24 protein-coding genes are annotated in these 25,325 nt (G+C 66.2%); 10 read left to right on the top strand and 14 right to left on the bottom strand.

The window, feature by feature from the left end; genetic code table 11:
• Positions 1-6 precede the first annotated feature (6 nt).
• Together OHB21_RS20010 and OHB21_RS20005 are read right to left on the bottom strand one after the other, a co-directional pair.
• The gene (locus tag OHB21_RS20010; RefSeq protein ID WP_067511519.1) at positions 7-885 is read right to left on the bottom strand and encodes a hypothetical protein; all 879 of its coding nucleotides are present in this window, start codon (positions 883-885) and stop codon (positions 7-9) included.
• Positions 886-1,012: 127 nt separating this feature from the next.
• Entirely contained in the window at positions 1,013-1,630 is a 618-nt protein-coding gene (locus OHB21_RS20005) for a hypothetical protein (protein WP_147266005.1), read from the bottom strand.
• 205 nt (positions 1,631-1,835) lie between these two features.
• Between OHB21_RS20005 and OHB21_RS20000 the strand changes: the two genes are divergently transcribed.
• Together OHB21_RS20000 and OHB21_RS19995 are read left to right on the top strand one after the other, a co-directional pair.
• Positions 1,836-2,822 (top strand): restriction endonuclease, encoded by a 987-nt coding sequence (locus OHB21_RS20000; protein ID WP_147266006.1) that lies wholly within the window; start codon positions 1,836-1,838, stop codon positions 2,820-2,822.
• Between the two features lie 770 nt (positions 2,823-3,592).
• Positions 3,593-4,339, top strand: coding sequence for a TIGR02391 family protein (locus OHB21_RS19995; protein ID WP_067511521.1), 747 nt, complete (start codon positions 3,593-3,595; stop codon positions 4,337-4,339).
• A gap of 109 nt (positions 4,340-4,448) precedes the next feature.
• Here OHB21_RS19995 and OHB21_RS19990 read toward each other — a convergent pair whose 3' ends face one another.
• The 5 genes from OHB21_RS19990 to OHB21_RS19970 all read right to left on the bottom strand — a co-directional run bounded on the left by OHB21_RS19990 (position 4,449) and on the right by OHB21_RS19970 (position 10,610).
• Entirely contained in the window at positions 4,449-6,068 is a 1,620-nt protein-coding gene (locus OHB21_RS19990; protein WP_084537943.1) for an ADP-ribosylglycohydrolase family protein, read from the bottom strand.
• A gap of 38 nt (positions 6,069-6,106) precedes the next feature.
• Complete coding sequence (locus OHB21_RS19985) at positions 6,107-6,748, bottom strand: DarT ssDNA thymidine ADP-ribosyltransferase family protein (protein WP_084537937.1); 642 nt, start codon at positions 6,746-6,748, stop codon at positions 6,107-6,109.
• Positions 6,745-8,133, bottom strand: a complete 1,389-nt coding sequence (locus tag OHB21_RS19980) for a 3'-5' exonuclease (protein ID WP_067511522.1) — start codon at positions 8,131-8,133, stop codon at positions 6,745-6,747. Before OHB21_RS19980 ends, OHB21_RS19985 begins: the two co-directional genes overlap by 4 nt.
• Before the next feature lie 332 nt (positions 8,134-8,465).
• Positions 8,466-9,164 carry a hypothetical protein gene (locus OHB21_RS19975; RefSeq protein ID WP_328435554.1) on the bottom strand — a complete coding sequence of 233 codons (699 nt, stop codon included), beginning with the start codon at positions 9,162-9,164 and terminating at the stop codon, positions 8,466-8,468.
• Between the two features lie 957 nt (positions 9,165-10,121).
• Positions 10,122-10,610 (bottom strand): FBP domain-containing protein, encoded by a 489-nt coding sequence (locus tag OHB21_RS19970; RefSeq protein ID WP_067511524.1) that lies wholly within the window; start codon positions 10,608-10,610, stop codon positions 10,122-10,124.
• A gap of 123 nt (positions 10,611-10,733) precedes the next feature.
• Here OHB21_RS19970 and OHB21_RS19965 point away from each other — a divergent pair, with 123 nt between their 5' ends.
• Positions 10,734-11,375, top strand: a complete 642-nt coding sequence (locus tag OHB21_RS19965; RefSeq protein WP_228791332.1) for a peptide deformylase — start codon at positions 10,734-10,736, stop codon at positions 11,373-11,375.
• Positions 11,376-11,458: 83 nt separating this feature from the next.
• Here the strand turns inward: OHB21_RS19965 and OHB21_RS19960 are convergent, their stop codons facing one another.
• The 3 genes from OHB21_RS19960 to OHB21_RS19950 are packed head-to-tail and all read right to left on the bottom strand — an operon-like array spanning position 11,459 to position 13,124.
• Positions 11,459-12,175: an ESX secretion-associated protein EspG gene (locus tag OHB21_RS19960; protein ID WP_195125807.1), complete on the bottom strand. Its 717-nt coding sequence runs from the start codon at positions 12,173-12,175 to the stop codon at positions 11,459-11,461.
• Positions 12,172-12,747 (bottom strand): hypothetical protein, encoded by a 576-nt coding sequence (locus tag OHB21_RS19955; RefSeq protein ID WP_067511527.1) that lies wholly within the window; start codon positions 12,745-12,747, stop codon positions 12,172-12,174. The genes OHB21_RS19960 and OHB21_RS19955 overlap by 4 nt, the downstream gene beginning before the upstream one ends.
• Entirely contained in the window at positions 12,744-13,124 is a 381-nt protein-coding gene (locus OHB21_RS19950) for a hypothetical protein (RefSeq protein ID WP_067511528.1), read from the bottom strand. The genes OHB21_RS19955 and OHB21_RS19950 overlap by 4 nt, the downstream gene beginning before the upstream one ends.
• A gap of 471 nt (positions 13,125-13,595) precedes the next feature.
• Here OHB21_RS19950 and OHB21_RS19945 point away from each other — a divergent pair, with 471 nt between their 5' ends.
• On the top strand, positions 13,596-14,552 hold the full coding sequence (locus OHB21_RS19945; RefSeq protein ID WP_067511557.1) for a GGDEF domain-containing protein: 957 nt from the start codon (positions 13,596-13,598) through the stop codon (positions 14,550-14,552).
• Positions 14,553-14,580: 28 nt separating this feature from the next.
• Here OHB21_RS19945 and OHB21_RS19940 read toward each other — a convergent pair whose 3' ends face one another.
• Together OHB21_RS19940 and OHB21_RS19935 are read right to left on the bottom strand one after the other, a co-directional pair.
• Entirely contained in the window at positions 14,581-15,381 is an 801-nt protein-coding gene (locus OHB21_RS19940) for an Fpg/Nei family DNA glycosylase (protein ID WP_195125808.1), read from the bottom strand.
• Positions 15,382-15,390: 9 nt separating this feature from the next.
• Positions 15,391-15,864, bottom strand: coding sequence for a ribose-5-phosphate isomerase (locus tag OHB21_RS19935; RefSeq protein WP_195125809.1), 474 nt, complete (start codon positions 15,862-15,864; stop codon positions 15,391-15,393).
• 273 nt (positions 15,865-16,137) lie between these two features.
• On the opposite strand from OHB21_RS19935, the gene OHB21_RS19930 reads away from it, so the two are divergent.
• On the top strand, positions 16,138-17,037 hold the full coding sequence (locus OHB21_RS19930; protein ID WP_113975375.1) for a M48 family metallopeptidase: 900 nt from the start codon (positions 16,138-16,140) through the stop codon (positions 17,035-17,037).
• Between the two features lie 4 nt (positions 17,038-17,041).
• Here the strand turns inward: OHB21_RS19930 and OHB21_RS19925 are convergent, their stop codons facing one another.
• Entirely contained in the window at positions 17,042-17,704 is a 663-nt protein-coding gene (locus OHB21_RS19925) for a mycothiol-dependent nitroreductase Rv2466c family protein (RefSeq protein WP_067511531.1), read from the bottom strand.
• Positions 17,705-17,852: 148 nt separating this feature from the next.
• On the opposite strand from OHB21_RS19925, the gene OHB21_RS19920 reads away from it, so the two are divergent.
• The 4 genes from OHB21_RS19920 to OHB21_RS19905 all read left to right on the top strand — a co-directional run bounded on the left by OHB21_RS19920 (position 17,853) and on the right by OHB21_RS19905 (position 21,279).
• A complete protein-coding gene (locus tag OHB21_RS19920) occupies positions 17,853-19,073 on the top strand; it encodes an NAD(P)/FAD-dependent oxidoreductase (RefSeq protein ID WP_067511532.1) in 1,221 nt (406 codons plus the stop codon).
• A gap of 106 nt (positions 19,074-19,179) precedes the next feature.
• A complete protein-coding gene (locus tag OHB21_RS19915) occupies positions 19,180-19,575 on the top strand; it encodes a YciI family protein (RefSeq protein ID WP_195125810.1) in 396 nt (131 codons plus the stop codon).
• Entirely contained in the window at positions 19,572-20,798 is a 1,227-nt protein-coding gene (locus tag OHB21_RS19910) for an RNA polymerase sigma factor (RefSeq protein ID WP_198161821.1), read from the top strand. The genes OHB21_RS19915 and OHB21_RS19910 overlap by 4 nt, the downstream gene beginning before the upstream one ends.
• A gap of 7 nt (positions 20,799-20,805) precedes the next feature.
• A complete protein-coding gene (locus OHB21_RS19905; RefSeq protein WP_067511559.1) occupies positions 20,806-21,279 on the top strand; it encodes an NUDIX domain-containing protein in 474 nt (157 codons plus the stop codon).
• A 2-nt stretch (positions 21,280-21,281) separates the two neighbouring features.
• On the opposite strand, the gene OHB21_RS19900 is transcribed toward OHB21_RS19905, so the two are convergent.
• Positions 21,282-22,109, bottom strand: a complete 828-nt coding sequence (locus OHB21_RS19900; RefSeq protein WP_067511533.1) for a phosphoribosylaminoimidazolesuccinocarboxamide synthase — start codon at positions 22,107-22,109, stop codon at positions 21,282-21,284.
• Between the two features lie 520 nt (positions 22,110-22,629).
• On the opposite strand from OHB21_RS19900, the gene pepN reads away from it, so the two are divergent.
• Positions 22,630-25,218, top strand: a complete 2,589-nt coding sequence (gene pepN / locus OHB21_RS19895; RefSeq protein WP_067511534.1) for an aminopeptidase N — start codon at positions 22,630-22,632, stop codon at positions 25,216-25,218.
• Positions 25,219-25,325: the final 107 nt, after the last annotated feature.

The raw sequence follows: 25,325 nt of genomic DNA, 5'->3' as shown, positions 1-25,325 counted from the left end.
CCGGATTCAGCTGCCCAGGGCGGGCTGGCCGCTTGTCAGCTCCTTCAGCCCGGTCGGCGTCACCGCGCGAGTCCCGAGGTCCAGGAACTCGAATACGCTGCTCGCGTCGGCGTTATAGATGAACCCGCGGGCACCCGGTTCGAGCTGCTTGCCTGCGCAGCGGGCCGCTTCGTACAACGACGGCGGCAACTGGCTGGACATCCCGAACAGCAGATCCGCGTTCGCGTCGGGCATGCCAGCCCGGGAACTCGGGTACGCGAACGGCTGTTCCGCAGCATTCGAAAGATGGACGTTGAAGATCAACGACGAGCCGTCGTCGGTACTAATCGCCGCCACCCGCTGCGCTGCCGCCGTCGGATCCCCATCAGTGCTTTCACCGTCGGTGATATTGACAACGATGGGCGGAAAGCTCGACGCATGGTCGCTGCACCAAGCGGCCACGATGGGCTCGACCGTACGGAAGGCCGCGGTCATCGGCGTCATGCCGCCAAACACTGGGTCAATCCAGACAGGGAACGGCGATTCCACTGTCACTGGTCTCCCCGCGTGGTTCACCTCCTGGCGCTGGCGCATCTCGATGTGCTTTGGCGCCCGCGCCAACTCACTGATCGGCAGCACTGGCCGATAGGCATCGGTGCCAGACAGCTGGAGCTGCACATCAGCGCCGTACCCGAGCACGCAAATCTCGAAGTAGTCGTAAATGCGCGCAGTTCCCTTGCTGCACAACCCAATCGCGTTGTTCAGCGTCACGTTGACCGCCTGCGCCAGTGCCTGCGCCTTGCTGGCACCGGTTCCCGCCCACGGATCACTCATCGATGTCGACTGGTCGATGAGTAGCACCAGCAACGCCGGCCGCTTCCGGTTGATCTCCGCCGAGTACGCCACAACACCCTCCCTGTTCAGTGAGCCTTCTGCGCAGAACCCGCCCCTGACCACAACCCCTCAGCAGACGGCCAGCCCCACAGTACCGAGCCGCGCGCCCGCGCGCAGGCGACCAGTTGGTCGGATTCGATCACGCCACTTCGTACTTGGCGAGCCGCTCCGCTGCTTTGTCGTCACCGCGCAGCGACATGGCCAGCACACGCCGGCCTCCCGTGATGGCGACGTAGATCTGGGCGGGCCATTGGCCCCACAGCGAACGCGGCGTTGTCTCCTCCCCGGTGCTGGGGTCCATGAGCAGCACCTGCGTTTGCTCGCCGCGGGGGCTGGCGTGCTGGACCCACACGATCCGGGCGCCGTCATCAGCAGCGGCCCGGTGCAAGCTCAGCCACCGCACGCGGCCTTGCTTCTGCCGTCGGAACCACCGGTAGACCTCTCCCCCAAGGACGGGGAACAGCAGAAGCGCCACCACCAGAACCGTTCCAACGTCCGGCCGCATCCATAGCCACAGCAGCCCGAACAGGCACGCGATGACCTCGACTACCTTGGCCTTGCCCGCCGGACCATCGGCGACGGCCCGTACGACCGCAGCTCCTGGAACAAGCGTGACTACGAGGAGGTCGATGATCCCCGGCTGGTTGGCCAGAGCCGTCGCGATCATCACGACGCTGCACACGATGCCGCCGGCAACGGCGACTATGACCGGAATCGGCGTGCGGACCGCTGGAAAATCCGAAGCGTCATAGACCACGAGCCACCCCCTCCTGTCGTCAACCCCTTGACGGCACCCGCCGAACCACACGAGCCTGTCCGGCCGCCGTTCTCGCGTCACGAGGGTAGCGGACTGTGCGCCGCTTGGCAGCGGGCCGCCTCACCGACGTCGGTATCCTGTGAAGGCTCGGATCCAAATCGTCAGTGCGCGAAGGCGCAGCAGGTGGTCAAAGGGGTTTGTCAGGGTGGGCCGGGATGATCAGGCGCGACTCGGCGTGTATGGCGAGCGGAAGGTGACGCTGACTCGCCGGCACACACGCATCTCCGCCCAGGCGTACCAGGCCCTCCGCAAGGCGCTCCCCGCCATCGTCTGGTACAAGGCACGAACGCTGAAGCCCTTCCTGAAGGCCGCGTTCCGGGAGCACCCCGAGCTGCTCGACGGCGTCGACTTCAAGACGCCGACGAAGTGGGAGATCACCGATACGGTCGTCGACCGGTTGCTGGCCGGCGAGTCGCGGTACCGGGACACAACGCTTCACCTCATGCTCGAAGTCGCAAACATGACGCGGTTCCCGGATCTCGAAGACCTGGAGGACTCCGAACAGCGGATCAGCATCGCCCGAAAAGCTGTTGCCGAGATGAGGCGCCACACTGAGGGATACGAGATCCTCCAGGACGAGCGGGAGCGCCTCGCTGCTGAACATGCGGTACTCGAACAGCAGCTCGCGTCCCGCCGTGCGTTCGAGAACACACTGCAGACGATGCACCAGGACTTCCTCCGCCTGCACCAGCTCGACAACCCGCATTCCCGCGGCAAGGCGTTCGAGCTATTCCTGCTGCACCTATTCGGCCTGTTTGACCTGAACCCCAGAGGGGCGTACGAGCTTGAGCGTGAGCAGATCGACGGCGCCTTCACCCTCGACAGCGACGACTACATCCTCGAAGCGCGCTGGCGAAAGGAGAAGGTCACCCGAGAGCAGGCCGATGCCTTCGCGAGGAAGGTAGAGCGCAAGCACAAGAACGCTTCCGGGCTGATCGTCAGCGTCACCGGCTTCACGAAGGACGCAATCAACGAGTACGCCTCCGCGACACCGTTTCTGACCATGGATGGCACGGACCTCTTCTACGTCTTGGACAACCGCGTCCGGCTCGACGAGCTGCTGGCACGGAAGAAGCGCCACGCCAGCGAGACCGGGGAGTGCTACTTCCCGGTCAGCATGATGCTTACCTGAGGCCAGCGCGCACAGGCGGATCGAGGGCCACTTGGCAATTCATTAGCAAAACTAGGCTTCGACCGTGCCCCGGCCACAGAGATGCTGCCGGAAGGCCTGCCGATCTTGTTGCCGCGCAGCAGAAGTCCGCCGGCCACCTGCATGTTCATTGGATGTGGCCGACATCACGTTTGAAGCGTCAAGGACGCCGAGAATTGGCTTTCGCCGGGAATCCCACGGCTGTAAGATCGGACGTTGGTACACAGCAAACCCCAGGCCAAATGCCGAGGGGCTCTGGACCTGGGGCTTACGTGTCTACTTGGCGGTAGGGCGCTGAAGCTACCAGGAGGCTGTACCGCTGTCAGTGACAGCGGACACATCGTGACCAGAGCTTTACCCGCTGTTGCCTGGTCCGTGACGGATGTTGCGGGCCATCAGTGGAAGGTTGGCTCGATATGAGTCCGATCGGAACCATCGCCCGCACAGGCGAGCGTTGCCCGCAGAGTGGCGTTTGGGAGGTAGTCGGCACGCCGTCGACCACGGCACCCATCGCCAAGGGGAACGTTATGCCTCCGTACGGCGGCAAGGCCGTGAGCTGGAAGCTCGTTCAGCTGGCGTAGGGTCTATCGAACTACCGAGCCGGTCCTACAAATTGTAGGACCGGCTCGGTAGTTCCGAAGCTATAGGAAACTGTGGCGACGAGTGCCCTTCAGCCTATTCAGGCTCCACACTTCTATCGCATCGCCTAGCGGCGCAGCCAGGATTTTCATTCGAATGTAGGATAAATTACGGTGACATCCCTAAATACAAGATGGGCGATAGCTCGGCTTGAAGCATTCGTCGAAGCTGTAGAGCAATATAACTCTCTTGCGCCAACCATTCCCCCGACTGCTGAAAACAACGAAAAAAAGAGAAAGATGGAGTCAGCGTCAGTAGCCGCTGAGAAAATTCTTGATCGTATCATTCCCACATGGCGAACCGAACTGAAGACCGGCATGATGGACAATGTCTGGAGCCAACGTAAGGAATTCTGCGTCCGCGCCATCGAGGAAATACAGATGCAGAATGAGTTTGACGCGAATCTCGGCGACAACGCACCATCACTAAACGCCAACCAGCTGCATGACTGGGTATGGGAAGCCGCGAAGCCCCTCTGGATGAGCGGCCACTTTTCTGAGGCGGTCCGCGCTGCAAGTGTTGTCGTTAACGCACGAACCCAAGATAAGGTGGGCCGACGGGAAGTATCTGAGTCCGACCTGTTCGCGCAGGCATTTACGTTGGATGCTCCGAAGACGGGAGCACCCCGTCTTCGCATCATGGAGAATGACGGCAGCAAAACATACCAAAGTATTCACCAAGGCGCCGCAGCCTTCGCTCGCGGGTGCTACGCAGCCATTAGAAACCCTATAAGTCATACCGTGCATGAACAAATCAGCGAGCACGAAGCCCTTGAACATCTAGCGGCATTCAGCATTCTTGCGAAATGGGTCAGTCGCGCGATTGTAGAAATAGCACCGTCGAACGACGCTACCAAGTGAGGAAGACCATCGTCCGTCCGAAGCACCGGACAACTGCCTCACCTACCCCAATTACCGGCGTTAACGAACTATGCTGGCCACAAGTTGCGGACACTCAACTAATCACTGGCTAGTGCTTAGTATCTCCCGCATCGCGCCGGATAGCCCGCTGAACCTCTTTGGTAAACTCAGCCAGTTGGGAAGACGTTCCTCGTTCGATTACACGGCGAAACGCGTACCCCAGATCCTTATCGCTATAGCCTCGACCATCGAGCCAATCTAGTATAAGTCGAATGTTTAAACGCCTACCTTCCTCCTGATAGAGATGACGGGGCTCCGATTCGGATTCATCCTCGAACAACGACGACTGGGCAGAGGTTCTTGGATTACCCCGACTACTCGCCACATCCACACCCACTGTAGGCGCCACAGGCCAATTTCCTAGTGGAAGATCTGGAATGTGAACCCTATGTTTAAGCAGAAGCGTTGGACCAAAGGAAGTTGTCATCCATTGCCAATTACCAAGCTTTGAAACGTACACGTCACCAAACGGATGCACCCATCCAAGACCCGATACAGCTAGTTTCGAATCTGCAACTCCCAAGCTGTCCAGTGCAGATTTCGGTGCAGTCCATTTCAGCAAGTCCGGATAGGGGAATGCCGCAGTTTCCTCACCAAAGGAAATTGCCGCCAATCGTCGCGCTTCCGTAGTGATGTGCCCGATGTCGAGAAGCGGCGACGGAAGTTTAGCCGGACTTAACGCACCGACGATCGCCGCAGCCATCGTCGCTATTGTGTCCGTGTCAGTGTTGAGACGAGCGGCAGACAGTTGCGCAGACTGAGCAGGGTGATCAGGAAGCGCCCCGGCAAGTACTATCGCGGCAATCGAGGTCGTTAGACCATTTCCAACTGTACGGGCGTCATCGAGACTAAGCACTCGCACGAGTAACTCGTATGCGGCGCCTGCCATGACTCTATCGTTCCGAGAAGCGTGCAGCGCATCATACGCATCAACTGACTCGTAGAGCAGCCGTTTAGCGTGGTCCACCGTATTATGCCACTCTATATCGAATCGTCGTCCTGTGACCGATTCCCAACGAGGACGCCAGTATGCTGCGAGTTCCGCACAGTGATTGAAGATTTCGAATGACTCGTGGGCAACCTCAATAATCCTATTCCAGTTATCCGGACCAGGAGGACGTTGCTCCGCCATCGCAACTGTGAGTGCCGCTGCATGCAAAACGGCTCCGACTAACGCATTAGGATGGCCATGAGTGACGATCGAATTCTTAATTACGTCGTCAATATGACCGTACGACTGAAGGTCCGGCGAGGCGTAGACATGAGGCTGGATCCGCATGGCAGCGCCATTACCCCCGGACTTTTCCCATCCGGAGTAAAAGTTCGCTGCCCAATTCGCAGTCTGTTTCGCCATTGATGCCGAGGCCGCCTTGGTAGATCGGCCGCCGCCGAGCGCATAAGACTGCCAAACCGGCAGCTCCACTCGGGAGAACGCTTCGACATCGAACCCTGCAGACGAAATCGCTCTAGCCGTAGCCAGCCTTAGCTGTGTATCGTCCGAGTAACACCCTGCTGGCAGTTTGACTCGAGGCCCAGACCGTCCACCGATATTGCGCTCCCAAGCGAACGGCTCAGTGAGAGCACGCCCTTGAGTACGTCGCCGAAAGTTCTCCGCAGTGGTGAGCTCAGAAATCCAGCCCAAGGCATCCGCCCATGCCGCCCACAGCATAGAGGATACGGTTTGTTCTGCCCGATATCCGAAATTAGTCACTGAAATACCTCTGGACGGCAGGACACTGGCACATGCGGCACTTTGGGGAAGGTAGCAATTAGACCTTCGATGTAGTCCATGTGCTCCTCCTCCGGTACATATATCGCTCGTAGTCGAGCCAGCGACAGTTCCCCCGGATAAAGTACTTCTGCCTGATCATTTGTCGGCCGGTCGCTGGCAAGCCCAGCCTGACGCGTGCTCCGGTGGCCATACCAACCCCATGGCACCGATTCACTATACATGTCCTGAAGACCGGCGAGACCCTGCCCTCGACGAACAGTAGTCGTATACGTGTTGTTGGTGGTTGTAAACCATACGCCTTTATCAGCCAGTATATCGGGCTCAAAAGATAGCACAGCCCACCATACGCTATCTGTCTGATGCCAGTTCTGGGATGTTCCAAGCATGCGACGGTTGACCACGGATATCGACATGTTGACGTAGTCTGTCCACTCCGGGTCTTTGCGAACCTCGCAATTCGCCAGCCTGATATTCTCCAAATATTCGTCAACATCCAGCCTGTCTCGACTTCTTACAACACCAGAGGCGAATATTCCGACAAGTCCATGATTGGTTGTGAAGTGAACGACTTCGGAGATATTGCGTTCACGTAGGAACTTCAAGATCTCGTTATTCACAGTTCAATCTTTCGGTATGTCGAAGGGTTCAGGATACCAATTAATGTCGAGGCGGAGCCCTGCTTGAATCCGACGGTAACGGACTTTCGCGCTCTTCCTATGCCCATGGCCAGTAGCCGGCGCAAGTTCTCCAGTCCAGCGTCTCCCGCACCATCTCCATGGGGAGTGACTTCTTGGTTAAGACCAAGGATTATCACGTGATCGAACTCTAGACCTTTTGCCGAATGAATCGTGCACAGCGCCACAGTCTCCTGGCCGCCAGGCCACTTGCTCGATCGGGCGAGTTGGACATATGGAATACTGTAACGCTCAAGTTGTTCCTTGACGTAGCGGAACCATCCGCCGCCAAGAGGGTGCAGAAACACCACAGACTCGTCCGCAAGGCTTGCAATAGATACAACATTCGATATCGACCATTTCATCTGGTCAGAAAATTTTCCCACTAGCACGGTTGGGAGAGGTCCAGAATTATTCGCCGCACGCAGATCCGGCAGTGCACCGTCATCTCCAATTGCCATGCCTTCTACCAGGCCCCGGGCAAAAGCAGCTATCTGTTTTGTATTTCGGTAGTTTTTCTTCAGAGACCGACTCCGCGGCTGGATGACGCCAGCTTCCTTCCAAGTGAAGGAACGAGGGTATATTCTTTGCGCAGTGTCGACTACAAATGTAATCGAGTGATCGTCGGCAACATGCTTCAAGATTGCCCTCACTTGGTTCGCAGAAAAGTCCTGAGCTTCATCCACGATTACCACGTCCCACGGCATTCCGGAGGACTTCCCCGCCTCTAGTGCAATATCATTCCAGTCCCGGAGATGGCGGGTTTTCTTTTTGTCTAGGTATGGATATACGACGCGATCCAGGAGGCGGCGCCTAGTCGTTGTCTCCATTCTCGGGGAGAGCCCTCTACCGTCGCGCTGAGTCGTCAGATACTCGTTGATTCGATGTGGCTCAAACCGACCAAGTAGATACTGGATTTCATCACGAAGAAACGACTCGGGCATTCCAAAGGGTTCAATAAGCTCGCCCAGTATTTGTTCCGTCTCGACGACATCCGGCGTTGTTCCGACCAAATCGGTGGCAAATTTACCAAACGTTGTTACTGTCAGATGCAAATTCACATTCTCCTGCACCTGATGATGCGCCAGCTCTGATACATATCCCTCAAGGGTTCGATTATAGGTTAGAACCAGAACCCGAACCGGATCTTGAAGGCGCAACCGATTTCGACGTGCTAACCAAAATCCACAGAGGTGTTTCAGACGAAGTAATGCTGTCGTCGTCTTTCCGCTTCCGGCGGCGCCTCGAATAACCAATACGCCAGGACTAGGGTCGAGTAGAATTGTCAACTGCTCGGGTGTCGGACTGACGTCGGGCAATATGCGCATAGCCGCCTCCAGCAGGTTGGGGCCCAGTGTGCCAGGCTCACATGGCCAGGATGGTACGCCACGCGACGTCCTGTTGTGCACACCACACGCAGTGTCTCCTCCCCTTGAGGCTCATCCGTCGTTTCGCCGTTGGATGCACGCTGGCCACTGACGGTGGAATGGAGGTGTGCGTGGACGCGGGACTTCTAATCATGTCGTCCTTGCGCCGAGTAGTGCGTTTCGCGCCTGGCTCGAAGCAAGCTGCTTACACTTCGGCATCGGCCAGAGTGGCAGCTGCCCAAGGTCACATAGCGCAGCATCTTGACCTACACGTCGCCCTCGTGAATCCGCTCCTACTTCCTTGCCGGACGCATCGTCACCCCGTGAGCGATGAGGGCTTCACGGATGGTGCTGAAGGAGCTGCCGAGTTGGCGGGCGATGGTGCGGAGGGAATTGCCGTCGGTGTAGAGCTGGACGGCTTGGGTGATCTGGTCATTGGTGAGGGGTTGGCGGCGCATGGTGACGCCGTTGTCGGACAGGAGCTTGAGCAGGCTGCCCTTGGATAGTCCGTAGCGCTGGCAGAGTTCGGGCGTCGTGCTGCCGGCTTGGTAGGCAGCAACGATGGCCGTGATGGTATCGGGAGACAGGCGACGGGCGATGCGGTAGGGCGTGGGCGGTGTTTGCACTGGTCGGCGGCGGGGTGCGGACTCGACGAGGGCAATGATCCGGGCGAGGTCCTGGGCTGACCACTGTTTTGAATAGCGGGCGAGGAGGCCGACCAATACAGACTTACCGGAACCATCGACCAGGCAGATTCCGTCGGCAGGGTCCATCGCGATGACTACCGCGCAGATGGCCGTCCCGAATCGGGGATCGGTTTCCGAACGGTGTCCACAGTGCAGCCGACCGGGAACGGCGGGTCCCGCAGTACCGTTCACCCTCCCCTCGAACGAGCACAGCTTCCAGCGATCGCGGGTGGTCGTCGTGGTGTACGTCGCACGGCGAATCGCGGTGTCGCTGTGGTTTTCCGGTGACGGCCGTTCGTGTCGCACAATCACCGTCGCGGTGGCGTCGCGTGGAAGAAGGGATCATCCGGACGGTCAGGGTCCACCCATTCGACAGCACCGAGGCTCGCCAGTCGGCTTGTGCCGCGAGCGGCAGCGTTCGCGCAGGCGGTCTCTCCCTGAACGCGACGTCGGACTCGTAGGTGGTCGGAGGCAATTGGGTGTTGAGCGCTCCACAGGTGATGGCGGACAGGCTCGCCTTGTCGCCGGAGTCCCAGGCGGACAGCGCGAGCGCGGTAACCGTACGCCGTTGTTGTTCGGCGCCGAGGATAATGTCCCGACCGGAATCGTCGGCGGCCGCGCACGGCGAGGCGGACTTCACGACGGACTCTCGGGCGCCGGCCGGATAGGCGTCGACGGTGAAGCCGCGGTTGTCGGTGTAGCGGCGTCCGCGGGTGGCGGATTCACGAGTGAAGCCCCGCTCGGTCAGCGTGTCGACCCGGCCCAGCGTGGCCTCGATCGTTTCGTGGGTGACGTTCTGGAATGGGTGATCGACAGTGAACTTCCACGGCGACCCGGTCAGCGTCCGGGAAGCGTCGTAGCGGCACCTTCTTGCTTGGTCGTGCCATGGATGACCCTTCGCCCGGCCTCGGTGCGACGGAGACGAGATTGTCGAGAGCAATGGCTGCGGCGCCTTCGAGCGTCAACCGGTCGAGTCGAGAATGCCCTGATCAGTGGGGCCTTCGTCGGACAGATCCAGCCCACACCCAGCCGCGACGGCCACCACGACGAGTGCCACCAGACCACGGAGGCTCCACCCGGCGTGGCCTGAATGGTTCGAAGCGACTCCTCCCCGGATGAAACGGTCCGGTGGGGCCGGGCGGTCTCAACCGGGGAGGTGTCGGCGGCACCCCGAGTTCGGGTGCGGAACTCGGGGTGCGTGGTCGTGGGTATCGAGTGTCGGCGCATGGCATCCGACTCCTTTCATTCGCGGGGGCGGGTGGGTCAGGCGTGGAGCCTGGTGAGGAAGGCGTCCATGTTCTCGCGGACGCGGGCGATCTTCTCCTCGACCGTCAGGTCCTCGCGGTAGCGGCTGCCGAGCGCGGGGCGCTTCTTGCCGCGCGCGTAGAGCGAGCAAGCCAGATCGGTGCACATGTAGGTGCCGATGGAGTTGCCGCGACGGCCGGACTCGCCCGCCTTGTTCGCGGTCATGAGACGCACGCCGCCACCGGTGTGGGTGGTGAGGCAGATCGCGCACATCTGCGCCTTGCCGGAGCCACCGGTCTCGTGGCGCAGCGCCACGCCCACCAGGCGGTCCTCGCGCGGCACCACGACGTAGCAGCGCCCGGCCAGCGACGGGTCGCCCCAGCCGAGGAAATCCAAGTCCTCCCAGGGATATTCGACCAGATCGCGCGGCACCGACAGGCGTTTGGCGTCGCCCTTGGAGCAGTTGACGAACGACGACCTGATGTCGCGTTCGGTGACGGGTTCCATGACGGATCCTTTCCGTTCGGTAGTGACAAACCGCGGCGACGTTACGGATCGCCGCCCGCGACGGCAACGCAATTTCCGATCCCGCGCTTCGCGTGCCGCCACCGGATTGCCATGCTGGCATCCATGGCCTCCCACGACCGCCCGCTGCTCGACCTGGTGTCGGAGCTGCTCGCGACCGACGGCCCGCTGCCGATCGTGCAGGCGGGCGACCCGGTGCTGCGCCGCCCCGCCGCGCACTTCGACGGGCAACTCGACGACGCCCTGCTCGCCCGGCTGATCACCGCGATGCGCGAGACCATGCACGCCGCACCGGGCGTCGGCCTGGCCGCGCCGCAGGTCGGCATTCCGCTACGGGTGGCGGTGCTCGAGGACGCGGCACAGGTCTCCGAGGAGGTCCGCGCCGCGCGGGCCCGCGAGCCGCTGCCGTTCCGCGTCCTCGTCAATCCGGTCTACTCCCCCGCCTCCGCCGAACGCGCCGCGTTCTTCGAGGGCTGCCTCAGCGTGAGCGGATGGCAAGCCGTGGTGACGCGCCCCGCCGACATCCACCTCACCGCCCTCGACGAAACCGGCCACCGCGTGGACGAATTCGTGCACGGCTGGCCCGCCCGCATCGTCCAGCACGAGACCGACCACCTCGACGGCACCCTCTACCTCGACCGCGCCGACCTCCGCTCCCTGTCCACCAACGACGCCGTCACCACCCGCTGGCACCACCCCACCCCCCACGAAGCCGCCATCGCCCTCCTCTTCCCCCTCCCCCACTGACCCACCCGAAGCCCACTCCCCTGCGACATTTCCGGCGCGCGCCGCGCGGCAGATCCATGCGAATGGACTCGGCTCGGCGGCCGTCAGCGGATCGCGGCGAGGTGGCGGAGGTGGGTCGTCAGGGAGGTGTCGGTGACCGGGGCCAGGGTGAGGTGGGTGGCGGTGGTGAGCAGGTAGCGTCCATCGCCGGTGAAGTCGAGCCAGGTGCGGTGGCGGGTCGGCGGCGACATCGGGTCTTCCGGGGAGACGGTGACGGTGATGAAGCCGCGCGCGTCGATGGGGCGGTGCAGGGTTTCGCGGAAGACGGCGGCGCGGTCGGCGGCTTCGGTGCGGTCCCAGCGGTTCGGGTCGTCGTAGAGCACGGCCTCGCGCGGTTCGCGCATGGTGGCCAGGCGTCCGGGCGGCGTGTGCCCCATCGCGTCCACCAGGTGCCGTGGCACGGTGCGCGCGTGGCAGGCGATGACGGTGACGTCGCACGGCCCGGCGATCAGCACCGTCCCCCACACCAGATGCGCCGCCCCGAACGCGAGGATCGGTTCCTCGGCGCGCCCGTCGGCGCCGTAGCGGTCGCCCGAGACGGTGATGGTGGTGACGTCCGAGCGCGCGCACAGGGTGAGCGCGCCGGTGAGGTCGGGATCGGCGTTGCGGGGGAAGCGTTCGGCGAGATCGAGCTTCTCCCGGTCGTTCTCGCTGCGCACGGTGCCGCGATGGGCCATGTTGATCGGATACGGGCGGCGGTCGCGGCCGGTCTCCACCGACCACACGTAGGTGAACTCGTCGGGAGTGAACACCCATCTCACGGCGCGTCCTCCCCTCCCGGGCCGGGCCCGCCGAACGAGGGAACGGCGTCGCCGGAGGCCACCAGGGTCGTGTTGTAGTGAAAGGTCAAGGTGTCCTGGGCGGCGGCCAGGGCTTCGGCGGCGGCGATGTCGTACGCCATCTTGCGCGGCCCGCCGTCCACCGCCTCCACCACCGGATCCGGGTGCGGCGTATACGGTTCCGGCGGCGGCGGGATCGCGTCCCGGATCGCCTGCGCGGCCGCCGAATTCGCCTCCATCCGCCGGTACATATCGGCGCACACGTCGCGCACGGCGGCGCCTAGCAGGATGAACTGCTCGGTGGAGGCGCGCGCCGCGTCGGCGGCCTGTCCCTGCCAGTCGGCCAGCTCCTGGTGCACGGCCGCGGCGAAGGCGCCGAACAATTCGTCGAGTTCGTCGGCCCCGGCCTCCCAGCCGTCGGCCAGGCGGCCGAGTTCGACCGGGCGCAGCGCCTCGTGCACCAGCTCCCAGATCTCGCGGTGGGTGTAGGCGTCGAAGGACTCCCGGTCGGTGACGTACGGCGGGTCGGTCGCCGCGTCCGCGCCGTGGTTCACGCGCCGCCGTCCAGACGGTCGGCGGCCAGGTCGAGGGCGGCCCTGTTGGCGGCGTCGGCCTCGGCGACCAGGCGCCCGGCGGCGAGGAATCCGGCCTTGTAGCGCAGCGCGGCCTCCCGCAGGTCGGCCACGACCTCGGTGAACTGCGTGCCCTTCCCGGCGAACCCCTTGGTGAGCGCCACGCCCGAGGGCAGCTCCGGGAATCCGGTCACGTGGGCGAGTCCGGCGCTGGAGTTCCGCAGCGCGCCGAGTCCGTCGATCAGCGCGTCGCACGCGGCCGCCAGCCGTTGCGCGGTCTGCTCCGGCATCCGGAAATCCCCGGCCGCGGCGGCGTCGTAGAGACCGCTCCCGGCGTCGCGCGCCTGATCAGGTCGCACGGATCCACCCCCTCGCTCTCGATCGGCGCCACGGTCGTAGAGCAAGGCAGCCTATCAGCGCCGGTGCGCGCGGGGGCAGGGCCGCGGGGCGGTGTTCGTACATCTCACAAATCGCCGCCGGGCGCGCACGCCGGGAACCATCCTGACCAGTCGGTTCAGCACACCTTCGGCTGCCCCGAAAGCTAATGTTCAGCTAATGAAAAGTGGGGTGTAACACTTCGGCCCGGACGGCGATGTCATACCCGATCGCCATTCGCGAGGCAGCGAAAACTCGTTGTAAAACGCCGTTTTTCGCCGCCGGGTGGCTTGCTAGGATCCTTTTTGCCGGACGGGGGTATCTGGAAAGGGGGCGGTGAGCGTGCGCCGAGCGTGGTGGGCACAACCGCATAGCAGTAACGAACGGGGTGAGACCGGCATCTGTGCGCGCACAGGCCACCCGGGTACCGACCTGACCAGCGGCCGGTGATCGACATGGCGACCGATCCCGAACCGCGGGTGCGCGAGATGTGTCGCGACTGGGCGCGCGCCGTGTGCGCCGAACCGGGCTCGCACACGACGCCCGCGCAGCTGGAACCTGTTCTCATCGAGCTGGTGCAGCGGCTGCTGTATCTGGCCAAGCACGAGCCCTTCCCGGTGCCCGAGGCGCGGATGCTGGGCGCTCGCCTGGCCGACCCGCCGTTCGAGCGAACCCGGATGCTGGCCCAGGCGAGCCGCTGGCTACTCGGATTCCCCTCCGGGCGTCCCGGCTCGCTGGTGGCCACGCGCTGGCCGTTCGTGGCCAGCCAGGCCATCGACAGCTACGCCCAGGCCCTCCAGGAGCGCGCGCTGGCACAGCAGGAGCAGAACCTCTCGGCGAAGGTGTCGCTGCGCGTGCAGGAGATCGCCGCGCTCCAGCACCGGCTGCGCCACGAGGCCACCCACGACGCGCTCACCGATCTGGCCAACCGCACCCTGCTGCAGGACCGGGTGCGCCGCATGGCGACCGATCCCACCAGCTGCGTCGGCCTGCTGCTCATCGACCTGGACCGCTTCAAGCAGATCAACGACGGCTACGGCCACGCCGTCGGCGACGAGGTCCTCGTGGAGCTGGCCAACCGCCTGCGCGAGGTGTGCCCGCCCGACACGGTCATCTGCCGGTACGGCGGCGACGAATTCGTCGTCGCGCTGAACCGGGACGGCCAGACATTGACCGATATCGCCAATCGCATCGTGGTCGCGCTGCGCGATCCGGTGTGGACGGCGGCGGGCCCGGTGCCGGTGTCGGCGAGCGTGGGCACGGCCTTCAACCCGCCCGGCGCGCCGTGTGACTTCATCGATCTGCTGCGCCGCGCCGACCGGGCCATGTACACCGCGAAGACCGCTGGTGGGCGCCGTTTCCACTATTCCGACACCGACGAACCGGAGATCGGCGCGGCCGTCGCGGGCTGACGAGGGGGCCGCGCGCCGGCGCGCGGCCTCATTTCGGCTGGCAGGTCGGGCACCAGAAGAGATTGCGGCCGTCCAGCACCGCGTGGGCAACCGGTGACGCACACACCCGGCATCCGGCGCCGGGTCTGCGGTAGACGTAGGTGCGCGGGCGATCGGGGGCGTAGGACGGCTCGCCGTGATCGTGTTCGGGCCGCACCACGTGCATCCGCCCCGTCGCGACACCCACCGGCATCAGCTCGACCAGATCGTCCCAGAGCGCGGCCCACTCGTCGGCGCCGAGTTCCACGCCGGGACGGTAGGGCGAGATGCCGTGCCGGAACAGCACTTCGGCGCGGTAGACGTTGCCGACGCCGGCGAGCACGCTCTGGTCCATCAGCAGCGTGCCGATCGGCCTGCGGGAACGGGTGATCCGCCGCCACGCCCGCTCCGGCTCGGCGTCGGGGCGCAGCGGATCGGGTCCGAGGCGCTGGGTGAGCGCGTCCACTTCCGGCGGCAGCAGTATCTCGCAGGCGGCCGGTCCGCGCAGGTCGGTGCCGAAACCGGACGAGCCGGCCATCCGCATCCGCACCTGGCCGACCGGCTCCCCCATCGGCAGCTCGGCGTCGTAGAACTTGCCGTACAGACCCAGGTGCACGTGCACCGTGAGCCCGGATTCGTAGTGGTGCAGCAGGTGTTTCCCGTAGGCCTCGGCCCGCTCGAGCCGTTGACCGTCGACGCGCGCGGCGTCGGCGGCGAACCGGCCCTGCGGACTCGACACCCGCACCACGCCGCCCGCGAACCGCCGGTGATGCCGGTCCGCGAGGCGGTGCAGCGTGTGCCCCTCCGGCACGAGACGAACTCAGTACGCGGGAACGGCGGGCGCTTCCCCGGACTTCTCGTACTCGGCCAGGATATCGATGCGGCGCTGGTGGCGCTCCTCACCCGACCAGGGCGTGCTCACGAACGCGTCGACGATGGCCAGCGCCTCCTCGGTGGAGTGCATACGGCCGCCGATGCCGATGAGCTGCGCGTTATTGTGCTCGCGGGCCAGCTTGGCGGTCTCCACGCTCCAGGCCAGCGCGCAGCGGGCGCCGGGCACCTTGTTCGCGGCGATCTGCTCGCCGTTGCCGCTGCCGCCGAACACCAGGCCGAGGCTGCCCGGATCGGCGACCGTGCGGCGGGCCGCCTCGATGCAGAACGCGGGGTAGTCGTCGAGTGCGTCGTATTCGAGGGCGCCGCAGTCGACGACCTCGTGCCTCGCCTGCTCGAGGTGGGCCTTGACGTGATTCTTCAGTTCGAAACCGGCATGGTCGGCACCCAGGTATACGCGCATGGCTGCGATTGTGTCAGGCCCGTCCGGGCCGGTTCCGCGCGGGATCGTCCCCCTCGGGCGGGTCGCGCGCCGACGCGCCGACCGGCACGGCCGGCGATGAATAGAGTGCACATCATGCAGCCGCACGAACCGAATCCGCCGGGCCCGCAAGACCGGCCCGCGGACCAGTACGCGCCGCCGACCGGGTGGGAAGTCCAGCAACCGCCGTATCCGACCGCGCACACCGGCGGGTACCCGACCTACGGCGCGCCCCCGCCGCCGACGCCGCATCGGATGCCGCGCGGGCTCTCCCCGTTCGGCATGCCCGCCCGGCACAGCTGGGAGATCCCGCTGCTGGTGGCGGTCGTGGTGCTCACCGCGATCGCGTATCTGATCGCGGTGCTCGTGCTGATCGGCGCGCTGCTCGACGGCGCCGCGCCGAGCGATCTCGTCCTGCTGCTGGCGCTCGCGCCGGTGATCGTGTGGGCCGCGCGCGGTATGAATTTCGCGACGCAGCGGGTGAACGGCGTGAAGATGTCGCCGACGCAGTTCCCGGAGGGGTACCGGATGGTGGCCGAGGCGGCGGCCAGGTTCGGAATGGCCAAGGCGCCCGACGCCTACGTGGTGCTCGGCAACGGCCAGATCAACGCGTTCGCCTCCGGCCACGGCTTCCGCCGGTTCGTGGTGGTGTACAGCGACCTGTTCGAAATCGGCGGTCAGGCCCGCGAACCCGACGCGCTCGCCTTCATCATCGGCCACGAGGTCGGCCACATCGCCGCGGGCCACACCTCCTATTGGCGCCAGCTCGGCATGTTCCTGGTGCCGTTCCTGCCCATCCTGGGCAATTCGCTGATCCGCTCCCAGGAGTACACGGCCGACAACCACGGCTACTGCAACCGGCACACCGGCGCGGCCGCCGCGATGGGCACGCTCGCGGCGGGCAAGTACATGAACACCCTGGTCGGGTTCGACGAGATGGCCGACCGCGCCGCCACCGAGAAGGGCGGATTCGTCTGGCTGGTCAACGCCATGTCCACCCACCCGGTGCTGACCTGGCGGATGTGGGCGCTACGCGACCGCAGCAGGCACGGCAAGATGTTCTGGCGGCCGAGCCCGCGCCCCGGTTTCGGCGGCCCGCCGCCGCCCGCGCCCTACGGCGAGGTGCCGAGCCTGCCGCCGAAACCGGTGCCGTAGCGGCTCAGTCGAAGGCCGGTTCCTCGTGCCTGGTGCGCTTGAGCTCGAAGAAGTGCGGGTAGGAGGCGAGCGCGACGACGCCGTCCCACACCTTGCCCGCGTCCTCGCCGCGCGGGATACGGGACAGGACCGGACCGAAGAACGCGACGCCGTTGACGTGGATGGTCGGGGTGCCGACGTCGTCGCCGACCTTGTCCATGCCCGCGTGGTGGCTCTTGCGCAGCGCCTCGTCGTAGTCGGTGCTGTCGGCGGCCAGCGCCAGTTCGGCGGGCAGCCCCACCTCGGCGAGCGCGTCGGCGATCACCTGCTTGCGCTGTTCGGCGGTGGTCGGACGGCCGTAGGCGGTGTTGCCGTCGTGGAAACGGGTGCCGAGGGCGGTGTAGAGCGGGGCGAGCACCTTCTCCCCGTGCTGCTGTTCGGCGGCGATGGCCACGCGCACCGGACCCCACGCGGTCTCGAGCAGTTCGCGGTACTCGGCGGGCAGGTCGCGTCCCTCGTTGAGCACCGCGAGGCTCATGACGTGGAAGCGCACTTCGATATCGCGGACCTTCTCGACCTCCAGAATCCAGCGGGAGGTGATCCAGCACCACGGGCACAGCGGGTCGAACCAGAATTCGGCGACATCCTTCTCAACCGTGTCGGTCACGGGTGGTCCTCTCGATCGCATGCTCGAATACGCGACGCCCCGGCGCCGCTACTCCGAACCAACCACGGCGCCGCGCGATTCGTTCCCGGGCGGCGTCGCGATATCGCGTTGCCGGTGTCCGCGTGACAGTAGGCTCGAGGACACGAGTTCCCCCCGAGAGGAGTCCACGATGACCTCGGATCGGCATTTCGTGATCGTCGGCGGCGGCCTGGCCGGCGCCAAAGTGGCCGAAGCGCTGCGCGACAACGATTTCGACGGCAAGGTCACCCTGATCGGCGCCGAGGAACATCTGCCCTACGAGCGACCACCGCTGTCCAAGGAGCATCTACTCGGCAAGAAGGGCCTCGCCGAATTCACCGTCGACGCCGCGCAGTGGTACCGCGACCACCACGTCGAACTGCTGCTCGGCACCACCGTCATGGCGATCGACGCGGGCGCGAAAACCGTCACGCTGCCCGACGATTCGACCCTCACCTACGACAAGCTGGCTCTGGCCACCGGCTCCACCCCGCGCACGCTGCCCCTGCCGGGCGCCGACGCGGCGAACGTCTACACGCTGCGCACCATCGACGACTCGGACACGCTGATCGAACTGTTCGCCCAGGACCGGCGGCTGGCGATCATCGGGGCGGGCTGGATCGGGCTGGAGGTCGCGGCCGCGGCCCGCACCAAGGGCGTCACGGTGAGCGTGATCGAGTCCGCGGAGCAGCCCTTGCTCGGCGCGCTCGGCCCCGAGATGGGTGCGGTGTTCGCCGACCTGCACCGCGCGCACGGCGTGGATCTGCGGCTGGGCGCAAGCGTCGAGGAGATCGTCACCCGCGAGGGCGTCGCCACCGGCGTACGCCTGGGCGACGGGACCGAGGTGCCCGCCGACGCGGTGCTCGTCGCGGTGGGCGCGGCCCCCAACACCGGGCTGGCCGAGGCCGCCGGGCTCGCCGTCGACAACGGTGTGCTGGTGGACGCGAGCCTGGTCACCAGCGATCCCGACATCGTCGCGGTCGGCGATATCGCGGCCGAGGAACACCCGCACTACGGTCGCCGGATCCGGGTCGAGCACTGGGCGAACGCGCTGAACCAGCCCGCCGTGGCGGCGGCCACCCTGCTCGGCAAACCCGCCACCTACGATCGACTGCCCTACTTCTTCACCGACCAGTACGACCTCGGGATGGAGTACACCGGCTACGCCGCACCCGGCGCCTACGAGCGCGTGGTGATCCGCGGGGATCTGGACGCGCGCGAGTTCGTGGCGTTCTGGCTGGATGCGCGGAATCGCGTGCTGGCGGGGATGAACGTCAACGTGTGGGACGTGACCGACCGGATCAAGGAGCTCATCACCGCGGGCGAACCGGTCGATCCCGATCGGCTGGCCGACCCCTCGACGCCCCTGTGAGAACCGGCCGGAAGAATTCCCGAGCGGATACGTCGAAACCCGCTGTCCCGCGCCGACCTTCTCATGAGAGCGCCACCGGGGCGCGTCGACCGGCAAGGAGCCGACCGTGAAATACATGCTGATCAAATCCTACGGACCCCCCGCCAACTGCGACATCCCGATCTCGGAGTGGGCGCCCGAGGACATCGCGGCCCACATCGATTTCCAGCGCGCCCTCGGCGAGGAACTGGCCAAGTCCGGTGAGCTGGTGGACGGGCAGGGGCTGGCCGGTCCCGACGAGGCGCGCATCGTCAGTTCCGATGGGCGCTCCGCGCCGGTGGTGACCGACGGCCCTTTCCCTGAGACGAAGGAATTCCTGGCGGGGTACTGGATCGTCGATGTGGACAGCCCCGAGCGCGCGGTGGAGATCGCCGCGAAGGCGTCGGCGGCGCCGGGCCCCGGCGGAAAGCCGATCGGCGAGCACATCGAGGTCCGCGCGGTGATGAGCGCACCGCCGCGGTGATTCCGGCACGCACCGAGGACCTGCTGCGCGAGCTGGCGCCGCAGGTCCTCGGCCTGTTGGTGCGCCGGTTCGGCGATTTCGACGCCGCCGAGGACGCCGTCCAGGAGGCGTTGCTCGCGGCGGCGACGCAGTGGCCCGAGGAGGGCGTGCCGGAGAATCCGCGCGGCTGGCTGATCCAGGTGGCCCAGCGCAGGATGACCGACGCGGTGCGCGCGGAGGTGGCGCGCAGGCGCCGCGAGGTCACGGTGTTCGAGCGGGAGGTGCCCGACGGCGACGCCGCGGATCGCGACGACACCCTCGACATGTTCTTCCTGTGCTGTCATCCCGCGCTCTCGCAGGCCAGCGCCATCGCGCTGACCTTGCGAGCGGTCGGCGGACTCACCACCGAGGAAATCGCGCACGCCTTCCTGCTGCCGGAAGCCACGATGGGCCAGCGCATCTCGCGCGCGAAGAAGCGGCTGGCCGCGCTGGACCGGCCGTTCGCCCGTCCGGGTGACGCGCAGTGGCGCGACCGGCTCGGCGCGGTGCTGCACGTGCTGTACCTGATCTTCAGCGAGGGGCACACCAGCACCTCGGGGGCGCAGCTGCGGCGCGCGGACCTCTCGGCCGAAGCGATCCGCCTCGCTCGCGCCGTGCACGAACTCCTCCCCGACGACAGCGAAGTCACCGGCCTGCTCGCCCTCATGCTGCTCACCGATTCCCGCCGCGCCGCGCGGACCGGAGCGCACGGCGAGCTGATCCCCTTGCACGAACAGCAGCGCGGACTCTGGGACCGGACGATGATCGTGGAAGGCGTGCGACTGGTGACGAGCACGCTGTCCGGCGGGCTCACCGGCACCTACCAGGTGCAGGCCGCCATCGCGGCGCTGCACGGGCAGGCGCTGCGCGCCGAGGACACCGACTGGTCGCGCATCCTCGGCCTCTACGACGTGCTCGAACGGCTGGCGCCCAATCCGATGGTGACGCTGAACCGGGCGGTCGCCGTCGCCATGGTGCACGGACCCCCGGCCGGACTGGAGCTGGCGGAGACGGTGGCGGATCAGTTGGGGCGCGGCCATCGGCTCGACGCGGTGCGCGGGCACCTCTACGAGATGGCCGGTGATCGTCCCGCGGCGATCGCGCACTACACCGCCGCCGCGGCGCGCACCACCAGCGTGCCCGAACGCGACTATCTGATGTTGCGCGCCGCCCGGGTGCGCAGCGCCGCCGACTCCGACTCCTGAGGTGATCATGAAGTACAGCGCGGGCGTGCTGCTGTTCCGGCGCGGCGAACGGGCCGAGGTGCTGCTCGGGCACATGGGCGGACCGTTCTGGGCGCGCAAGGACGCGGGGGCCTGGTCGATTCCCAAGGGCGAGTACGAGTTCGGTGCGGAGGAACCTGCCGTCGCGGCGCGGCGCGAGTTCACCGAAGAGCTCGGCCTGCCCGTGCCCGACGGCGACTGGGCGTCCCTGGGCGAGGTGCAGTACGGCAGCGGGCGCGGGCGCAAGCACCTCACGGTGTGGGCGGTCGACGGCGACCTCGACCCGTCCGCAGTGACGCCGGGGACGTTCCAGATGGAATGGCCGCCGCGCTCGGGCACGCTCGCCGAGTTCCCCGAGGTCGACCGCGCCGAATGGTTCGACCTGGACACCGCCCGCGACAAACTCACCGCGGGTCAGCGGCCCTACCTGGACCGGCTGGCCGAATTGCTCGGCGAGAGCTGAACTCAGAGCTCCCAGGGGCGGCCGGTGATCAGCTCGTACGCCTCCTGGTACTTGCGGCGGGTGGCCTCCACGATGTCGGCGGGGATCTCCGGGCCGGGCGGTTCCTTGTCCCAGCCGGTGGAGGTGGACCAATCGCGCACGAACTGCTTGTCGAACGAGGGCTGCGCGCGGCCCGGCTCCCACTGGTCGGCGGGCCAGAAGCGGGAGGAGTCCGAGGTGAGCACCTCGTCGCCGAGGGTGAGAACGTCGCCGTCCCAGCCGAATTCGACCTTGGTGTCGGCGATGATCACGCCGCGGCCCGCCGCGTGCTCGGCCCCGCGCCGGTACACGTCCAGGGTGCGGTCGCGCAGCAGGTCGGCGACCTCGCGGCCCTCCTGGTGCACCACGTCGTCGAAGGTGATCGGCTCGTCGTGGCCCTCGGACGCCTTGCTGGTGGGGGTGAAGATCGGCTCGGGCAGCTTGTCGCCGTCGCGCAGGCCGGGCGGCAGCGCCACACCCGACACGGTGCCGGTGCGCTGGTACTCCTTCAGGCCCGACCCGGTGAGGTATCCGCGCGCGATGCACTCCACGGACACCATCTTCAGCGGCTTCACCCGGACCGCCCGCCCGGCGAACTCGGCGGGCACGTCGGTGGTGGAGACGACGTGGTTGGGGATATCGGTGAAGAACTCGAACCACCAGTTGGAGAGCTGGGTCAGCAGCGCGCCTTTACCGGGAATCGGCGTCGGCAGCACCACGTCGTAGACCGAGACCCGGTCCGAGGCGACCAGCAGCAAGGTGTCGCCGTCCTCGTACAGGTCGCGCACCTTTCCGGCGTGCACATGCTTCAACGTCGGGCCTCCGATTCCGGGAGTGGGTCAGGTGTGCGCCCGTGCGCACGGTCGCGGTATGCGTCGCGCCGGCCCAGCGTTCGAGGCGTACCCGAGTATGCGGTGAACGCGAGGTCGGACATACGAACCTTATCGTCACCGGCGCTCGAACCCTCCGGACCGGGTGGGTGGCCGACGGGTCGTTCCTCGCCGTGGCGAGCGCCACTTTCACGAGCCGGCCGGAGCGACAGCGAAATCCGCGCCGGAGGATCTACCTGCGGTTTCGTCCAGGCTCCGCGACCGGAGTCGAGGCCGGATACCGCCCCGGGCGGCCCTCGGCGCGAAATCGGTTATCCACATGTGGACAACTTTCGCCGCGGGCCAGGTCGCGCGGCGATCGGCCCGGCACGTCCGTCCGCTCGGCCGTTAGGGTTGGCGGGACGGCTCCGCGAGCGCGGTCCCGCCGGGTGGCGACGCCTGCGGGCGAGCACCCGTCGCGAGCTCGTACCGTGCCGTGTTCGTCCCCGAGCGAAGGAGTTCCATGTCCGCCCCGAATCTCACCCGCGACCAGGCGATCGAGCGCGCCGCCACCGTGGGCGTCGAGAACTACCGCATCGAACTCGACCTCACCGGGCAGCCCACCTCCGCCGACGCGCCGGTCTCCGACATCTTCGGTTCCAAGACCACCGTCACCTTCACCGCCACCCCCGGCGCGAGCACCTTCATCGACCTGGTCGCCGCGGGCGTGCGCTCGGCCACGCTCAACGGCGAGCCGCTCGACGTCACCGGCTACGACGAATCGCAGGGCATCGCGCTGACCGGCCTGGCCGAGCGCAACGAACTGGTCGTCGAGGCCGACTGCGTGTACTCGCACACCGGCGAGGGCCTGCACCGTTTCGTCGATCCCACCGACGACAAGGTCTACCTGTACTCGCAGTTCGAAACCGCCGACGCCAAGCGCATGTTCGCGTGCTTCGACCAGCCCGATCTCAAGGCCACCTTCGACATCGTCGCCACCGCCCCCGCCGACTGGGAGGTCATCTCCAACGGCTCGGGCAGCCGCAAGCAGGTCGGCGCGGTGGCCGTGCACACCTTCGCCACCACGCCGCGGATGAGCACCTACCTGGTCGCCATGATCGCGGGCCCGTACGCCAAATGGACCGACTCCTATGCCGACGAGCACGGGGAGATCCCGCTCGGCATCTTCTGCCGCGCCTCGCTCGCCGAACACATGGACGCCGAGCGCCTGTTCACCGAGACCAAACAGGGTTTCGGCTTCTACCACCGCAACTTCGGTGTGCCCTACGCCTTCGGCAAGTACGACCAGCTGTTCGTGCCGGAGTTCAACGCGGGCGCGATGGAGAACGCGGGCGCGGTGACGTTCCTGGAGGACTACGTCTTCCGCTCCAAGGTCACCCGCGCCTCCTACGAGCGCCGCGCCGAGACCGTGCTGCACGAGATGGCGCACATGTGGTTCGGTGACCTGGTCACCATGAAGTGGTGGGACGACCTGTGGCTCAACGAGTCGTTCGCCACCTTCGCCTCGGTGCTGTGCCAGTCGGAGGCCACCGAGTACACCAACGCGTGGACCACCTTCGCCAACGTGGAGAAGTCCTGGGCCTACCGGCAGGACCAGCTGCCCTCCACCCACCCCATCGCCGCCGACATCCCCGACCTGCACGCGGTGGAGGTGAACTTCGACGGCATCACCTACGCCAAGGGCGCGAGCGTGCTCAAGCAGCTCGTCGCCTACGTCGGGCTGGAGCCGTTCCTCACCGGCCTGCGCGCGTACTTCGCCGAACACGCCTACGGCAACGCCACTTTCGACGATCTGCTGGCAGCGCTGGAGAAGGCGTCGGGCCGCGACCTGTCCACCTGGGGCGCGCAGTGGCTCAAGACCACCGGCCTGAACATCCTTCGCCCCGAGTTCGAGGTCGACGCCGAGGGCAAGTTCCGCTCGTTCGCGGTGGTGCAGGAAGGTGCCGAACCGGGCGCCGGTGAGCGCCGCGTGCACCGGCTGGCCATCGGCGTGTACGACGACGTGGACGGCAAACTGGTGCGCACGCACCGCGTCGAACTGGATCTGGACACCGCCGAGCGCACCGACGTGCCGGAGCTGGTCGGTGTGCCGCGCGGGCGCTTCGTGCTGGTGAACGACGACGACCTGACCTACTGCTCGGTGCGGTTGGACGCCGATTCGCTGGACGTGCTGGTCAACCGGATCGCCGATATCGCCGAACCGCTCCCCCGCACGCTGGCCTGGTCGGCGGCGTGGGAGATGACCAGGCAGGCCGAATTCCGCGCCCGCGATTTCGTCGCGCTGGTGCAGCGCGGTGTGGGCGCCGAGTCCGAGATCGGCGTGGTGCAGCGGCTGCTCGTGCAGGCCGCCACCGCCATCGGCAGCTACGCCGACCCGGCGTGGGCCGCCGAGGTGGGCTGGCCCGAATTCGCCGACCGGCTGCTCGAGCTGGCGCGCGAGGCCGAGGCGGGATCGGACCACCAGCTGGCGTTCGTCAACGCCCTCACCGGCGCGCGCCTGGCCGAACGGCACACCGAGGTGCTGCGCGAACTCCTCGACGGCGAGCCCTCGGCGCTGGGGCTCGACGGCCTGGTTGTGGACACCGATCTGCGCTGGCGACTGGTCACCGCGCTGGCGGCCTCGGGGGAGATCGACGCCGACGGCACGGCCACCCCCACCATCGATCGGGAACTCGACAACGACCCCACGGCGGCGGGCAAGCGCCACGCGGCGGCCGCCGCCACCGCCCGCCCGATCGCCGAGGTGAAGGAACAGGCGTGGGCCACGGTGATGGGCGACGATTCCGTCCCCAACATCACCGCCCGCGCCATCGTCGGCGGCTTCGCCCCGGCCGGCCAGGGTGAACTGCTCAGCGGCTTCGTCGAGCGCTACTTCGCCGACATCCCCTCGGTGTGGGAGCGCCGCTCCAGCGAGGTCGCCCAAACGGTCGTCATCGGCCTCTACCCGTCCTGGGAGATCACCGAGGAAGCCGTCGCCACCGCCGACAAGTTCCTCGCCGCCGACCACCCCCCGGCCCTGCACCGCCTCGTCTCGGAAGGAAAAGCAGGCATCGAACGCTCCCTCCGCGCCCGAGCCTTCGACGCACAGTAGGCCGCTCCGGTGCGGGGCTCGATACGGGCCCCGCACCCCACGCTAGCTGCGGTGCGGATGGTCCCCCCGCTTCACACATTCTCTGCTGTGGGCGGATCTGCTGACGG

Origin of the sequence: Nocardia puris, from assembly GCF_036051655.1 — a bacterium.
GTDB classification, from domain to species: Bacteria; Actinomycetota; Actinomycetes; order Mycobacteriales; family Mycobacteriaceae; genus Nocardia; species Nocardia puris.
The sequence above is the reverse complement of the archived record's forward strand: the minus strand, read 5'-3'. Positions and strand labels throughout refer to the sequence as shown.